At 72.4% G+C, this 13,340-nt stretch carries 13 protein-coding genes and 1 pseudogene; 6 read left to right on the plus strand and 8 right to left on the minus strand.

The window, feature by feature from the left end; translation table 11 throughout:
* Both CCN35_RS11980 and kbpA read right to left on the minus strand, forming a co-directional pair.
* The coding region (locus tag CCN35_RS11980; protein WP_143631494.1) for a serine/threonine-protein kinase at positions 1 to 977 on the minus strand (977 nt) is incomplete at its 3' end.
* 281 nt (positions 978 to 1,258) lie between these two features.
* The gene (gene kbpA / locus CCN35_RS11990; RefSeq protein ID WP_067396050.1) at positions 1,259 to 2,047 is read right to left on the minus strand and encodes an AfsK-binding protein KbpA; all 789 of its coding nucleotides are present in this window, start codon (positions 2,045 to 2,047) and stop codon (positions 1,259 to 1,261) included.
* Between the two features lie 150 nt (positions 2,048 to 2,197).
* Between kbpA and CCN35_RS11995 the strand changes: the two genes are divergently transcribed.
* Both CCN35_RS11995 and CCN35_RS12000 read left to right on the plus strand, forming a co-directional pair.
* Positions 2,198 to 2,833 carry a TetR/AcrR family transcriptional regulator gene (locus CCN35_RS11995; protein WP_086792556.1) on the plus strand — a complete coding sequence of 212 codons (636 nt, stop codon included), beginning with the start codon at positions 2,198 to 2,200 and terminating at the stop codon, positions 2,831 to 2,833.
* Between the two features lie 345 nt (positions 2,834 to 3,178).
* A complete protein-coding gene (locus CCN35_RS12000; protein WP_086792559.1) occupies positions 3,179 to 3,853 on the plus strand; it encodes a pyridoxine/pyridoxamine 5'-phosphate oxidase in 675 nt (224 codons plus the stop codon).
* 6 nt (positions 3,854 to 3,859) lie between these two features.
* Here CCN35_RS12000 and CCN35_RS12005 read toward each other — a convergent pair whose 3' ends face one another.
* Entirely contained in the window at positions 3,860 to 4,783 is a 924-nt protein-coding gene (locus CCN35_RS12005) for a GNAT family N-acetyltransferase (RefSeq protein ID WP_086792561.1), read from the minus strand.
* Between the two features lie 322 nt (positions 4,784 to 5,105).
* Here CCN35_RS12005 and CCN35_RS12010 point away from each other — a divergent pair, with 322 nt between their 5' ends.
* A complete protein-coding gene (locus CCN35_RS12010) occupies positions 5,106 to 6,332 on the plus strand; it encodes a flavin-containing monooxygenase (protein ID WP_086792562.1) in 1,227 nt (408 codons plus the stop codon).
* A 693-nt stretch (positions 6,333 to 7,025) separates the two neighbouring features.
* Here CCN35_RS12010 and CCN35_RS12015 read toward each other — a convergent pair.
* Both CCN35_RS12015 and CCN35_RS12020 read right to left on the minus strand, forming a co-directional pair.
* Positions 7,026 to 7,511 (minus strand): ATP-binding protein, encoded by a 486-nt coding sequence (locus tag CCN35_RS12015; RefSeq protein WP_086792564.1) that lies wholly within the window; start codon positions 7,509 to 7,511, stop codon positions 7,026 to 7,028.
* A 416-nt stretch (positions 7,512 to 7,927) separates the two neighbouring features.
* Positions 7,928 to 8,329: an STAS domain-containing protein gene (locus CCN35_RS12020; RefSeq protein ID WP_067396032.1), complete on the minus strand. Its 402-nt coding sequence runs from the start codon at positions 8,327 to 8,329 to the stop codon at positions 7,928 to 7,930.
* Positions 8,330 to 8,626: 297 nt separating this feature from the next.
* On the opposite strand from CCN35_RS12020, the gene CCN35_RS12025 reads away from it, so the two are divergent.
* Together CCN35_RS12025 and CCN35_RS12030 are read left to right on the plus strand one after the other, a co-directional pair.
* Entirely contained in the window at positions 8,627 to 9,205 is a 579-nt protein-coding gene (locus tag CCN35_RS12025; protein ID WP_086792576.1) for a sigma-70 family RNA polymerase sigma factor, read from the plus strand.
* The gene (locus tag CCN35_RS12030) at positions 9,202 to 10,500 is read left to right on the plus strand and encodes a zf-HC2 domain-containing protein (protein ID WP_079129774.1); all 1,299 of its coding nucleotides are present in this window, start codon (positions 9,202 to 9,204) and stop codon (positions 10,498 to 10,500) included. The genes CCN35_RS12025 and CCN35_RS12030 overlap by 4 nt, the downstream gene beginning before the upstream one ends.
* Before the next feature lie 15 nt (positions 10,501 to 10,515).
* Here the strand turns inward: CCN35_RS12030 and purU are convergent, their stop codons facing one another.
* Both purU and CCN35_RS12040 read right to left on the minus strand, forming a co-directional pair.
* Positions 10,516 to 11,400, minus strand: a complete 885-nt coding sequence (purU, locus tag CCN35_RS12035; RefSeq protein ID WP_067396024.1) for a formyltetrahydrofolate deformylase — start codon at positions 11,398 to 11,400, stop codon at positions 10,516 to 10,518.
* 46 nt (positions 11,401 to 11,446) lie between these two features.
* Entirely contained in the window at positions 11,447 to 11,947 is a 501-nt protein-coding gene (locus CCN35_RS12040) for an SCO4402 family protein (protein ID WP_079129773.1), read from the minus strand.
* 103 nt (positions 11,948 to 12,050) lie between these two features.
* On the opposite strand from CCN35_RS12040, the gene CCN35_RS28055 reads away from it, so the two are divergent.
* Positions 12,051 to 12,674 (plus strand): hypothetical protein, encoded by a 624-nt coding sequence (locus CCN35_RS28055; RefSeq protein ID WP_067396014.1) that lies wholly within the window; start codon positions 12,051 to 12,053, stop codon positions 12,672 to 12,674.
* Here CCN35_RS28055 and CCN35_RS12045 read toward each other — a convergent pair.
* Positions 12,646 to 13,340: pseudogene (locus CCN35_RS12045) on the minus strand (hypothetical protein); the annotation flags it as partial. The gene CCN35_RS28055 and the pseudogene CCN35_RS12045 sit on opposite strands and share 29 nt — an antisense overlap.

Genomic DNA, 13,340 nt, shown 5'->3' on the forward strand with positions numbered 1-13,340 from the left:
CCTCCCGGCGGCGGGGGCTGCTGCTCGGAGACCTGGCCGCCGCCGGGAGGGCCGGAGGCGGTGGACTTCTTGGCGGGCGGGCGGCCGTTGCGGCGGGCCTCGATGAGGGCGACGGCCCGCTCGGGCAGCCAGGCGGAGGCCGTGCCGCTGTCGTCGGAGCCGGAGCCGAACAGGTGCGGGGCGAGCTGGGCCTGCAGATCGGCGGGGTTGGGCCGGGCGGTGGGGTCCATCTGCATGCAGGACTCGATCAGCGGACGCAGCTCGTCCGGGAGCCCCTCCAGGTCGGGCTCCTCGCGCAGCAGCATGAAGACGGTCTCGACGGGGTTGGCACCGTGGTAGGGCGGGTGCCCGGTGGCGGCGAAGACCAGCATGGAGCCGAGCGAGAAGACGTCGCTGGCACCGGTGACGCTGCGGGAGTCCTTGGCCTGCTCCGGGGACATGTAGGCGGGGGTGCCGACGGCGACGTTCGTCATGGTCAGACGGGTGCTCGACACCCCGGAGGCGATACCGAAGTCGATCACCCGCGGCCCGTCCTCGACGACGAGCACATTGGACGGCTTCAGGTCGCGGTGGACCAGTCCGGCGCTGTGGATGGACTGCAGCGCCTCGGCGACGCCCGCCGCGAGCCAGCGCACCGCCTGGACCGGGAGCGGCCCGCACTCGTTCACTATCTCCTCGAGGGAGGGCGCGGGGACGTAGGCGGTGGCCAGCCACGGCACGGCGGCGCGCGGGTCGGCGTCGACGACCGCGGCCGTGTAGAAGCCGGAGACCGCCCGGGCCGCCTCCACCTCGCGCGTGAAACGGACCCGGAACAGCTGGTCCTCGGCCAGCTCGCTCCGGACCGTCTTGATCGCCACCCGCCGGCCGGACGCCGAGCGTGCGAGATAGACCAGCCCCATGCCGCCGGCGCCCAGCCGTCCCAGTACCTCGAACGGCCCGATCCGCCGCGGATCGTTCTCCGTCAGCTGATCCACCACTTGCCTGCCACCTCCCCGTACGAGCCGCGCCACCCACATATGTACGCGACCGAAGTGCAGCGTCTCACCACCGCACCGCCGCGGCGGCACGCACCCCGATTCTTCCTGTCCGGCGCACAGGTTGCGAACCCGGTGACGAAACAGGATGTCCAGGTGGAAACCGCCCTCTTTCCTCTCAGGAAGGGGATTTCACCTCTGGTTCCACCGCTGTTCCGCCCTGTTCCGCACCGTTCCGCCACCGGTCGCGCCCGTGGGCGCACCGGCGGCTTCCCCGGTGGGTCTCACCTCTGGAGCACGGCGAAGGACGCCCCCTGATTGTCGACCACGACGGCCACGTGTCCGTACGACGTCCTGAAGGGAGGCACCTGCACCCGCCCGCCGAGCCGGCCGACCGCCTCCAGGGCCTCCCCGAGGTCCGCCACCCGGAAGTGGACGAGGAAGTGCGGCGGCATCTCGGCCGGGAAGACGTCGAGGAGGGAGGCACGGCCGAAGTCGGGCTCGGCGTCCGGGCCGAAGAGGGCGTCGTGGAAGAGCCCGCCGTAGAAGGCGTTGGCGGCCTCGGTGTCGCGGGCGTACAGCTGGGCCCAGACGAAGGTGCCCTCCTCGTGACGCCTGCCGAAGCCCGGGTGGCTGCCCGGCTGCCACAGCCCGAAGACGGCGCCCTCGGGGTCGGCGGCGAGGGCGGCCGTGCCGAAGCCGTCGGCCCGGGTGGGGGGCATGACGATCTGCCCGCCTGCGGCCGTGATCCGCGCGGCCAGCGCCCGGACGTCCGGGGTGGCGAAGTACACGGTCCACACGGTGGGCATGCGGCCGTCCGTCTTCGGTGCGAGCGCGGCGACGGGCTCCCCCTCCAGCCGGGCCACGACGAACCTGTCGTACGTCTTCCCGCCGTTCCCGCTGTTCCCGCCGGCCTTGCCGTTCCCCTCGCCCCCGTCGCCCTCGCCGTTCCCGTCGAAAGTCCACCCGAAGAGCGCACCGTAGAAGCGCTTGCCCGCCTCAAGATCGGGAAGCTGCGCGTCCGCCCAGCAGGGGACGCCCTCGGTATACGCGGATGCCCTGTTATCGGCCATGCCGCCAAATTATCCGGGTCGCGCGCACCCCGCCTATCAGGCGCACCGCCTATCGGGCACACCGGCCTCTCCCTCCCCTTGCACCCCATTTGCAGTCGGCCAAATCGCGCTCGGATCTCCCCTCGGTAAGCTGACGACATGACAGGACAAGTGCGTACCGTCGACGGCCGCGTGGCTGGTCGGCGTGGGCAGGAGACTCGGCAAAAGCTGCTCGACTGCCTCAGTGAGATGCTCAGCTCGTCACCGTACCGGGACGTCAAAGTCATCGATGTCGCCCGGCGTGCGGGAACTTCTCCCGCGACTTTCTATCAGTACTTTCCGGACGTCGAAGGCGCCGTCCTGGAGATCGCCGAACAAATGGCTGCCGAGAGCACCGCATTGACGGAGCTGGTCGAGGGCCGCTCCTGGGTGGGCAAGGCCGGCTGGCAGACGGCCCAGGAATTTGTCGACGGATTCCTGGACTTCTGGCGCAAGCACGACGCGATTCTGCGGGTGGTCGACCTCGGGGCCGCCGAGGGCGACAAACGCTTTAACAAGATCCGCATGAAGATCCTGAACTCCGTGAACACCTCTCTGGCGGACTCCGTCGCCGAACTTCAGTCCAAAGGGAGGGTCGACAAGGACGTGAACCCGGCCGCGATCTCCGGTTCGCTGGTCACCATGCTTTCGGCGGTCGCCTCGCATCAGAAGGCATTCTCCTCCTGGGGCGTGAAGCAGACCGAACTCAAACCGAACCTCGCGCTGCTGGTATACCTGGGCATCACCGGCCGGAAGCCGACGCGATAGCCCGTACACCGGCATCGGATTTCTCAGTGTTCAAGTCCTGTCAAACAGGCGGTGGTCCACTCGGGTGGACTGCCGCCTGTTGCGTTTGTGCGGGGGCGGTCCGCCGTTCCCGCTCCGTCCGCCGGAGCGCCGGACCGCGCCCCCGCAGCCCGTGCGTCCGGCGGGGGAAGGCGTGGCGGCCCCGGCACCAGGGGCGACGCCCCGTGAGCCGGGCACGGAGGGGGAGGGTTCCCGTCCGGCCCGGTGATCGCGGTCCGGTGAGCACGGCCCTTCTCGCCAGGCCCGCCGGCGCATCCGTGCGGATGCCGGGGCGGCGGTGCCGCCGGCCGGGGCGATACTCCCTCCATGGACTCCAAGGAACCGGATCTCCACCAGCTGCTGGCATCACTTCGTGTATGGGATCCGGAGGTCACCGAGCTTCCCGCCTTCGACCCGGCGACGGCCCCCGACACTCCTCTCGCCCTCTTCACCAGGTGGTTCGCGGAGGCGGTCGCGGCCGGCCAGCCCGAACCGCACACCATGTCGCTGGCGACGGCGGACGAGGCGGGCCGTCCGGACGTCCGTGTGGTGATGCTGCACGGCGCCGACGCGGAGGGCTGGTCCTTCGCGACCCACGCCGGCAGCCGCAAGGGGCGGCAGCTGGCCGCCCGCCCCCACGCCGCCCTGGCCTTCTACTGGCCGGTCCAGGGCCGCCAGGTCCGGATCCGGGGACCGGTCACGACCGCCGCCCCCGAGGAGGCGCAGGCGGATCTGCACGCCCGTTCCACGGGTGCTCTGGCCGCCGCGCTCACCGGTCACCAGAGCGAGGTCCTGACCGGCCTGGACGAGCTGGCCCGGGCCTCGGAGTCGGCCTGGGAGCGCGCCCGGCGCGAGCCGGACGCCGAGGTCCCCTCCTGGACGCTCTACCGCCTCCGGCCGGCCGAGGCCGAGTTCTTCCAGGGCGAGGCCCGGCGCCGCCATGTGCGCCTCCGCTACCGCCGTACGCGGGACGGCTGGGTCCGCGAGCTGCTGTGGCCCTGAGCGGGGTCACCCGAAGGCGTACACCGCGAAGTCGGACACCGGGCGGTAGCCGATCCGCTGGTAGAGCCCGTTGCTGGTCGGGTTGGCGAGGTCGGTGAACAGCAGCACCTCCTGTGCCCCCGCCTCCCGCGCGGCGCGGCTGACCGCGGCCGTGACGGCTCCGGCGTATCCGCGCCGTCGCAGGTGCGCCGGGGTGTAGACCCCGGCCACTCGCACCTGCCCGGCGATCTCGGGGGTCGTCCCCGCCATGGCGACGGGTGTCCCGTCCGGGGTCTCCCAAAGCAGGACGGAGCCCCGTTCGACGCGTTCGTCCGCCCACTCCTCGGGATCCCGGGCGGCCGCCTCGCCGGAGTCCGTGCAGAACTCCTCGAACCACCGGGCGAGCAGTTTCCGGTCCGTCTCGCCCGCCCTCCGCGCCCGCCCGGGCGGGACCGGCTGCGGAACGGTCAGCTCGCCCAGCCGGTAGAGCCGCTGCCGCTGCCGGAGGGTGACCTCGGCTCCCGTGCGGCGGCGCCAGGCCTCGGCGAAGGCGGCGGCGGTGTCACGGTCCGCCAGGACACCGGAGGGCTCGCGCCCCAGATCGGCCAGCCGGGCCGCCAGCGCGTCGGCCTCCCGTTCGGTCAGGGAGGTGAGGCCGAGGGGGTACGGCGGTGTGTGGAGGAAGGTTCCGCGCACGCGCGCGGCCTCCTCTCCCCTTTCCTCCTCTCCTCCCTCTCCCGTCGGGGCTTTCTCTTCCTTTCCCGTCAGGACGCCGAACTCGGGGTCGGCGTCCCCGTAGACATGGAGGCCGCGTGAGCGCAGGGTCTCCGTCACGGTCAGGTGGACGGTGTGCCGGGCCGGCCGTGAGCGGAGGAACTCCCCGGCGCGCGTCAGGAAGTCCTCGAGGTCTCTCGTCAGATACCAGTCGTTCCAGCCGTTTTCGAAAGCCATGCTCCATGGTCCTGCCCGCGGCCGTGCTGTGCCTCCGAATTAAGCGGCCCGGCCGGAGCGCCGCGCTCGGCTCCCTCCCGGCCGGAGCGCCGTGTTCAGGTCCCTTCCAACCGGAGTGCCGCGCTCGGGTCTCCCCGGCCCCGCCGCCCCGTCGGGTCGCCCGCGCCTCCTCCCGCCGGCGCGGTCACGGCTGCGGCAGGCGGCTCGCCCGGCGGCCCCGTCGGCCATCTCCCCATCGGAAACAAGCAGTTGTGACCAACCCGCAACCAATTTCGGTCTTGACCGATACCCATCAACCGAACACGCCATTACTCTCGCGCTCATGAACGACTCCACCCCCGTTCCAGCCGCGCGGCCTGCCGACCGCCCTGTGTACGTCATCGGCGGAGGTCCGGGCGGACTGGCCACCGCCCAAGCACTGCGCGCGCGGGGGATACGCGCCGTCGTCCTGGAGAAGTCCGACCGTGTCGGGGCCTCCTGGCGGCGCCACTACGACCGGCTGCACCTGCACACCACCCGGCGCCTGTCCAGCCTGCCCGGCCTGCCGATGCCGCGCCGGTTCGGCAGATGGGTCTCGCGCGACGACATGGTGCGGTACCTGGAGAAGTACGCCGAGCACCACCGGCTGGAGATCGTGACCGGGGTCGAGGTCTCCCGGGTCGAGCGCACACCGGACGGCACCGGCTGGCTGCTGCACGCCACCGGCGGGCGGCGGCTGACCGGCCGTGCGGTGGTCGTCGCCACCGGCTACAACCACACCCCCCGTCTGCCCGACTGGCCCGGCCTGGAGTCGTACACGAGCGGGCCCGGCGAGTTCCTGCACGCCTCCGAGTACCGCAACCCCCGGCCCTACGCCGGCCGTGACGTCCTCGTCGTCGGCATCGGCAACACCGGTGCCGAGATCGCGGTGGACCTGGTGGAGGGCGGCGCCTCGCGCGTACGGCTGTCGGTGCGCACCGCTCCGCACATCGTGCGCCGGTCGACCGCCGGGTGGGCCGCCCAGTACACGGGCATCGCCGTACGGCGGCTTCCGGTCCGGCTGGTCGACCTGCTCGCGCGGCCGCTGGCGAGACTGAGCGTGCCGAACCTGTCGGCGCACGGCCTGCCCCGTCCCGACAAGGGCCTGTACACCCGGGTGCGCGAGGGCGCGATCCCCGTCCAGGACGTGGGCATCGTCAACGCCGTCCGCAAGGGCGCGGTGGAGATCGTGGCCGCCGTCGACGGCTTCGAGAACGGCAAGGTCGTCCTCGCCGACGGCACCCGTGTCCAGCCGGACGTCGTCATCGCCGCCACCGGTTACGTCCGTGGTCTGGAGGGGCTGGTCGGTCACCTCGGGGTGCTCGACTCCCGCGGCCGTCCCGTCGTCCACGGCGCCCGCACCTCGAAGGACGCGCCCGGCCTGTACTTCACCGGCTTCACCAACCCCATCAGCGGCATGCTGCGCGAGCTGGCCATCGACGCGGAGAGGATAGCCAGGGCCATAGCGAAGGCCGATGCCCGAGCGGGAGTGCGCGCGGACGGCCGTCACGGCTCCCGGCTGCCGGCCTGACCGACGCCCCGGCCCTGTCCACCGGCGGCGGCCCTCCGGCAGCAGCCCGTCCGGCGGCGCCCTGTCCACAGTCTGTGGACACCCCGTCCCTCGGGCACCTCGGCCTGTGGAGGCATCAGGTGCGGGAGAGCGGGCCCGGCCGGCGACGCGCTCCTGCTCACCCCGAGTACGGCAGTGCGCGCCGCCCACCGGTCGCGGCGCACCGGTCCCACCCCCCCTCGACTCCGCGGGGACCGGTCGACGCCGACCACACGACCCACACTCGCCGAGGACTTCCGGCGCCCAAGCCCTCGACGTCCCCTCACGGCGAATCGCTGCCACAAGCGTGATCAAACGGACAGGAACCGTCAACACCGCTCAGGCGGTTTACCCGTTATGCCCCATCGCACCGGGCCGCGCACGGAAGCATCTCCCGGCGCACGGCAGGACGGATCCGGGGAACGGGGCGGCGCACGGCCCCTCACGCGCAGTGCCGCCCATCGCGTGCGCCGGCTCGAGGAGTTCCGCGGACGCGAAGCGGACGTCGAGGGCCGGGCGTCGGGTTCACGCGCGACGGGAGGACCGCGGGGTGCTTCTCCCCAGGGGCCGTTCCGGAGGGACCGGAGGGGGGCTGGAGAGGTGCCGGAGAGGGGCCGGAGGGGACCAGGGTGAACGGGAGGACCAGGCGGTGGTCAGGGGCGGCCGGAGGTGGTTCTACACCGCCTCGTACGCCAGTCCTTCGCGGGGCAGGTCCTCGCACACCGCCGACACCGCGGTTCTCGCCGCGCCGGCCGCGGGGGTGCGGCGGTCCACTTCGCACCAGATGCGCTTGCCCTTGCCCTCCGGGCTCCAGCCCCACCGGTCGGCGAGTCCGTCGACGAGAGCGAGGCCGCGGCCGCTCGTGGCCTCGTCGCTCACCCAGCGCGGCACGGGGGCCCGGGTGCTGGCGTCGTCCACTTCCACGCGGATGGTGGTCACTTCGGCGGGCGCCCCGGGCAGGGACAGCCGCAGGACGGCGGGATGGCCGGTGTGCACCACGGCGTTGGTGACCAGTTCGGAGACGAGCAGGATCAACGTCTCGGCGAGTGGCTCGTCGGCCTGTATCCCCGAACCGACGAGCCGCGAGCGGGCCCACCTCCGGGCCCGCCCCACCTCCGCGGGGTCGGGCCGGATCTCCAGCTGCACTTGAAGCACCTGCACCGCTCACACCATCCGAACCGGCGGACACATAGTCTCGCGCTCGCGAGGGCCACGATCGTAGCCATTTTCCGCATGACCAGAACAACGGCCAAAGAAAGAGTCACGGAACGTGACTTTTCCGGGGACCAGCATGAGTGACTGACCGTCACCGAAACAAGCGCTTCGGGCATATTCCCGCGCGAAGGAGTACCTGTGCGTCATACTGTGCGACGCCCGTTGTGACATGGCTCGAGTTCGGAACCACTCGCATCTCACCCAAGGTACCCGAGCACGGCGGCGACTCCGGGACGTGACGAGTCGCGCGTGGGGCGCCGATGTGACGGCCACTCGTCCAGTTACTCGACGTGACGAATGTGTGCCACGATCCGTGACATTCTCCGAGGGGCGGGACGTTCGTCCGGCGGCCGTGCGCGGGGTCAGGCGGACAGCGGCTCCTCCGCCACCGCCGTCGCGAGGTCCTCGTAGACGTCGAAGAGACGGCGTACGCCGAGCGCCCCGAGCACACGGTTGACGTGTGCGCCTCCCCCGCGCCCTCCCTCGCCTCCGCGGGAGGTCCCCTCCGCGCCGGCGGCCGGCAGGATCAGCCGGAGCCGTCCCCGGCAGGAGCGGATCAGACGGCGGGCGGCTATGAGGACGCCGACGCCGCTGGAGTCGCAGAAGAGGACGTCCGAGAGGTCCAGGACGAGATGGTGGCGGCCCTGTGCCACCGCCTCGTGCACCCTCTGCCGCAGCACCGGCGAGGTCACCAGGTCCAGTTCGCCGGCGACCCGGAGCACGCTCCACTCGCCCACTCGGTCATCGGTCACCTTGAACGTCACGGCCCGCCCTCCGCTCGCCGGCACTTCCCCGGAACCGCCCGGAAAAGGAAGCGGTTCCTCTGTTTCTTTCCGCGCGGCTGCCCAGCGGCCGTTCCCCCAAACGACATGACCCAAACAGAAACCATTCTTCCTGGCACTTGTTTCGGTCATTTTCGATCGCACCCGGTCGGTATGGCGTGGGTGACACCTAGAGGCGCATGGACACAAAGAGACGTGCGCTGCCGGACGTGCCGACTACATTCGTGGTGACCGCACAGACACACCGGACAGGGTGCAGCCGGGTTTTGAGGGGGCCTCATGACGAAGAGGGATGCATCGCCCCACTGGGACCGCGGGATGCAGCAGCGGCTGGTGCATGGGGAGGCAGCCGCCCTCGGCGAGCTCTACGACCGTTTCTCCTCCCTGGTGCACGGCCTCGCCCACCAGGTCCTCGGGGACGAGCGGGCCGCCGACCACGTCACCCGCGAGGTCTTCGTGCACGTCTGGGAGCATCCCGAGGCCTACGACCCCCGTCAGGGCCCCTTGCGGGCCTGGCTGGCCGCGCTGGCCCGCCGGTTCGCCCTGCGGCGGCTGCACGGCGGCGGGACCGCCGCGGCCCCCGGCGCCCAGGGGTCCCCCGATCCCGTGGCCCTCGGGGTGCGCCGTGCCTCGGCCGCCGCCCGCGCCGACCGCATCGTCCACTCCATGCCCGTCCCCCTGCGCGCCGCCCTGGAACTGGCCTACTTCCAGCGCCGCGACTACCGGCAGACCGCCGCCGACCTCGGCATACCCGAGGACGAGGCCCGTCGCCGCCTGCGCCTCGGCCTTCAGCTCCTCTCCGCCGCCCACGACACGAACGCCTTCGACGCACCGCCCGGTTACGGGGGTGCCGCATGACTCCTCCGCACCCGGAACGGCCCGACGTCCCGGACGGCCCCCGCGCCCCCGGCGAACCGGCCGCCCCGGACGGCTCCGACGGCCCCGGTGACCCGCACACCCCCGGCGGTCGCAGCGCATCCGCCGTCCCCGGCGGACGGGTGCCGCCCGCACCCCAGGAGCCGGCGGGGGCGAAGGGCCGGGGTGCGGCGGAGCACCGGGCGCTGAAGTCGCTTCTCGGGGCGTGGGCGCTGACCGCCTGCGCCCCGCAGGAGGCGGCGGCGGTCGAGGAGCACCTCGGGGAGTGCGACGACTGCGCACAGGAGGCGCTGCGGCTGCGGGATGCGGTCGGGCTGCTGCACCGGCCCGACAGCCTGGACCTGGATCCGGGGCTGCGCGCCCGGGTGCTGGACAGCTGCCTGGAGCGGCGTCCGCCGCGTGTCCCCGTGCCCGAGTGGGCGGCCCCCTACGACGCCGAGACCGCCCGTCTGGACGCGCTGCTGCAGGACATAGGCGACGGCGAGTGGCATGCGCCGGTGCGCCTGCGGTGGTTCACGGACGAGGGCGCCGTCAGCCGCCGTACGACCGTCGCCGGGGTCATCGCGCATCTGCTGAGCGTCGACGGGCTGGTCGCGGTGGCGCTGGGGCTTGAGGACCCGCTCGGCGACCTCGGCGCCCGCTCCGGCCGCTTCAGCCCGCCGGAGCGCACCGAGGCGTACTGGCGGGCCTTGTACTTCCCGCCGACCCGGTCGGTGCGGGCGCCCTGGCGGGAGCAGTCGCGCGCCCTGGTGCGGACGGCGTCCCTCGGCGGTGCGGACACGGCCGACCTCTCCGTGTCCTACGGCGACTTCGAGATTCCGCTGCCCGACGCGGGGCTGGACCGTGCCTTCGAGTGCTGGGTGCACGCCGAGGACATCGCCCGGGCCGTGGACTACCCCTACGAGCCGCCCGCCCCGCGGCATCTGCACGAGATGATCGACCTCGCGGCCCGGATGCTGCCGCTCGTGCTCGCCGCGCGGCGGCGGGCCGGGCTCGCCCCGCCCGCCCGGCATCTGGTGGCCGCGGGCGAACCCGGCCGCAGTCTGCGTCTGGAGATCGAGGGGCAGGGCGGCGGCCAGTGGCTGCTGCCGCTCGACTCACCCGGGGCGGTGGGGTCCGCGGAGCACGAGGTGGCCCATGTGGCACTGGACGGCCTGGAGTTCTGCCGGCTGGCGGCGGGGCACCTGGCTCCGCACGAGGCGGCGGCCGGCCAGCTCGGCGACCGCGAGGCGATCAGGGACGTGCTGTACGCGACGGCGTCGATGAGCCGTCTGTGACGCCACGGGGGCGGGTCAGGCGAAGACCACCGTCCGCCGCCCGTTCAGCAGGATCCGCCGCTCCGCGTGCCACTTCACCGCCCGGGCCAGCGCCTGGCACTCCACGTCCCGTCCGACGGCGACCAGCTGGTCCGGGGTGAGCTCGTGGCCGACCCGCTCGACCTCCTGCTCGATGATCGGCCCCTCGTCGAGGTCGGCCGTCACATAGTGCGCCGTCGCGCCGATCAGCTTCACGCCCCGTGCGTGGGCCTGGTGGTACGGCTTCGCGCCCTTGAAGCTCGGCAGGAAGGAGTGGTGGATGTTGATGATCCGGCCGCTGAGCTGCTTGCACAGGTCGTCGGAGAGGATCTGCATGTAGCGGGCGAGGACGACCAGCTCGACCTTCTCCTCGTGCACGATCTCCAGCAGCCGTGCCTCGGCCTGGGGCTTGGTGTCCTTGGTCACCGGGATGTGGTGGAAGGGAATGTCGTACGACGCCACCAGCTCGGCGAAGTCGGTGTGGTTGGACACCACTGCCACGATCTCCACCGGCAGCGCGCCGATCCGGGCGCGGAAGAGCAGGTCGTTCAGGCAGTGCCCGAACTTGCTGACCATCAGCAGGATCCGCATCTTCTCGTCGGCCCTGTTGATCTGCCAGTCCATCGCGAAGGAGTCACCGACCGCCGCGAAGCTGGCGCGCAGCTTGTCCACCGTGACCGGGGGTTCGGCCGAGAAGTGGACGCGCATGAAGAACAATCCCGTGTCGTGGTCGCCGAACTGCTGGCTGTCCTCGATGTTGCAGCCGGTCATGAACAGGTAGCTGGACACGGCGTGCACGATGCCCTGTTTGTCCGGGCACGAGAGGGTCAGGACATACTGGTCGGCCGAAGCCGCCGCGGCTCGGGAGGACTGTTCGTTCATGCAGGACAGGTTCTCATGCCAGGAGCGGTCCGTGGCCCGACGCCCGTCATGCGGACCGGGTCATGATCCGCAGTACCTCGAGGGTGTGGGGCGGCGCGTCCGGGTCGTCGCCGTCGCTCGTCGCAAGCCGCACATGCGCGTCCCGGGCCGCCCGTACCGCCTCGGGCCAGGCGTGGTGGTTGAGGTAGGAGGTCACCGGCGCGTCCGGGCCCACCTGGTGCATGATGCGCAGCACCCGCAGGACCGCGGTGTCGACGAGCGCCGCCTCCTGGGAGTCGCGGAAGATCGTGCCCACGTATTTCTCGGCGGACCAGTTGTCCAGCCAGGTGTCCTCGACCAGCCGGTAGACGGCGTCGGTGACATCGCCGTATCCCTCGACGCCTGCCAGCCAGACGTTCTGCTGGAACACCGGATCGGAGAGCATGTGCAGCGCGGAGCGCACATTGCAGCGCCAGCGCCACCACGGCATGTCGTTGACGGGCATGCCGCCCATGGTGGACGAGCGGCGACCGCGACGGGAAGAGGGCTCCGAACCTTGCACGGTCACTGATCGTACGTTCCCTGTCGTGATCGCTTCCTTCGCCCCTGCAATTCACCTCGCCGTCACTCCCCGTCGACCGGGAGTCACTCAGGGGCCGGCGGGTGCCCCGGTGGCGTGCGCCTCGCTCGCCGCCGGCCGCGTCACCACCACCGAGTTCACCCGGGCCCTGTCCCGTCCCGTCCACGGCGGCCGGTCCCGGCAAGGAGCCCGCCGCACGGTGCGGCCCCGTCACGCCCGTACGCCCCGACACGTCGCGGGCGACGAGCTGCCCGCCCTGTTCCACGCCGGTCTGCGAGCCGGCGGCCACGAGGACGCCCACGGCCGGCGGGCCGCCGGCGACGCCACCGAGCGCACCGCCCAGGCCGGGTGGATCGCCCGCACCGTGCTCCGGGCCGTCCTGGAGAGGACCGGCGGGGGCGAGGCGAGCGCCGGCACCGTGCGGCGCGCCCTCGACCGGGGGCTCGCGGTCGGCACCGGCGGGCTGACCCCGCCGCTGCGGTGGCGCACCCCGGACCTGCTCGCCTCCTCCGGTTTCGTCCCGGCTGGTCGATGCGGAGGCGACCCGGCAGGTGGTGCGGCAGGGCCGGCTGGTGCCGGCCGCGGAGGGGTCCGTCGAGACGGCGAGGAGCCGGAGGACGCGGACCTCGACCGACCGGTCCGCGTCCCCTCGCCGCTCGGCCGGCCGGGTCACGGCCCGGCCGGCGTCACAGCTCGGTCGGCTGGCGCTGGCTGAGGCCGTACGTCTGTGCGATCGGGTTCCACAGCTGGGCGGCCTTGGCCTTCTGGGCGCTGGCGACACCGCTCTGCCGGTTGCCCGCCCGGGTCTGGTTGGTGATGCGGGCGCTGCCCTTCTTGCAGCCCTTCTTCTCGGAGGTCTGGTCGGCCCAGGCGGCGTAGTGCCGGTCGGCGGCCTCCGACGCCTTCCAGGCCTTGGTGAGGGCCGCGGTCAGCTCGGCGTGACGGGGCAGCTTGTCGACCGAGAGCTGCTCCAGGCGGGTGACCAGGTCCTTGCGCTGCTGCGCCGCGTCCCGCAGGTCGGCGGCGGCCTGGTCGAGGTTCTCGCACTTCTTGATGTTCTCCACCGCCCTGATCACGGCGGCCCGGCTGTTGCCGCTGTCCGCCAGCAGCTCGTCCAGCGCGACCGCCTGCTCCCGGACCGGGTCGACGGTGGGCGAGGGGGAGGGCGACGGGCTCTCGGTGACGGGTGCGGTCGCCGAGACGTTCGCCTTGGTGTCGTTGCCGTCGCCGTTGCCGCTGTTGCCGAGCAGCGCGCCGGCGCCCATGCCGAGGGCGACGATCCCGACGCCCGCGGCCGCTATCAGCGGGACGCGCGAGCCGCCGCGCCTTCCGCCCCGGCCGCCGCCGTCGCCCCGCCCGGCGGGCGGGACGGGCGCGGGCT

It is taken from the genome of Streptomyces thermovulgaris (assembly GCF_002155915.1).
Taxonomy (GTDB): domain Bacteria; phylum Actinomycetota; class Actinomycetes; order Streptomycetales; family Streptomycetaceae; genus Streptomyces; species Streptomyces thermovulgaris.

Bases quoted from the DNA above. Each gene is read 5' to 3' on its own strand.
- kbpA (WP_067396050.1), bottom strand. From the start codon at position 2,047: ATGGCCGATAACAGGGCATCCGCGTATACCGAGGGCGTCCCCTGCTGG.
- CCN35_RS12000 (WP_086792559.1), top strand. From the start codon at position 3,179: ATGGACTCCAAGGAACCGGATCTCCACCAGCTGCTGGCATCACTTCGT.
- CCN35_RS12005 (WP_086792561.1), bottom strand. From the start codon at position 4,783: ATGGCTTTCGAAAACGGCTGGAACGACTGGTATCTGACGAGAGACCTC.
- CCN35_RS12010 (WP_086792562.1), top strand. From the start codon at position 5,106: ATGAACGACTCCACCCCCGTTCCAGCCGCGCGGCCTGCCGACCGCCCT.
- CCN35_RS12025 (WP_086792576.1), top strand. From the start codon at position 8,627: ATGACGAAGAGGGATGCATCGCCCCACTGGGACCGCGGGATGCAGCAG.
- CCN35_RS12030 (WP_079129774.1), top strand. From the start codon at position 9,202: ATGACTCCTCCGCACCCGGAACGGCCCGACGTCCCGGACGGCCCCCGC.
- purU (WP_067396024.1), bottom strand. From the start codon at position 11,400: ATGAACGAACAGTCCTCCCGAGCCGCGGCGGCTTCGGCCGACCAGTAT.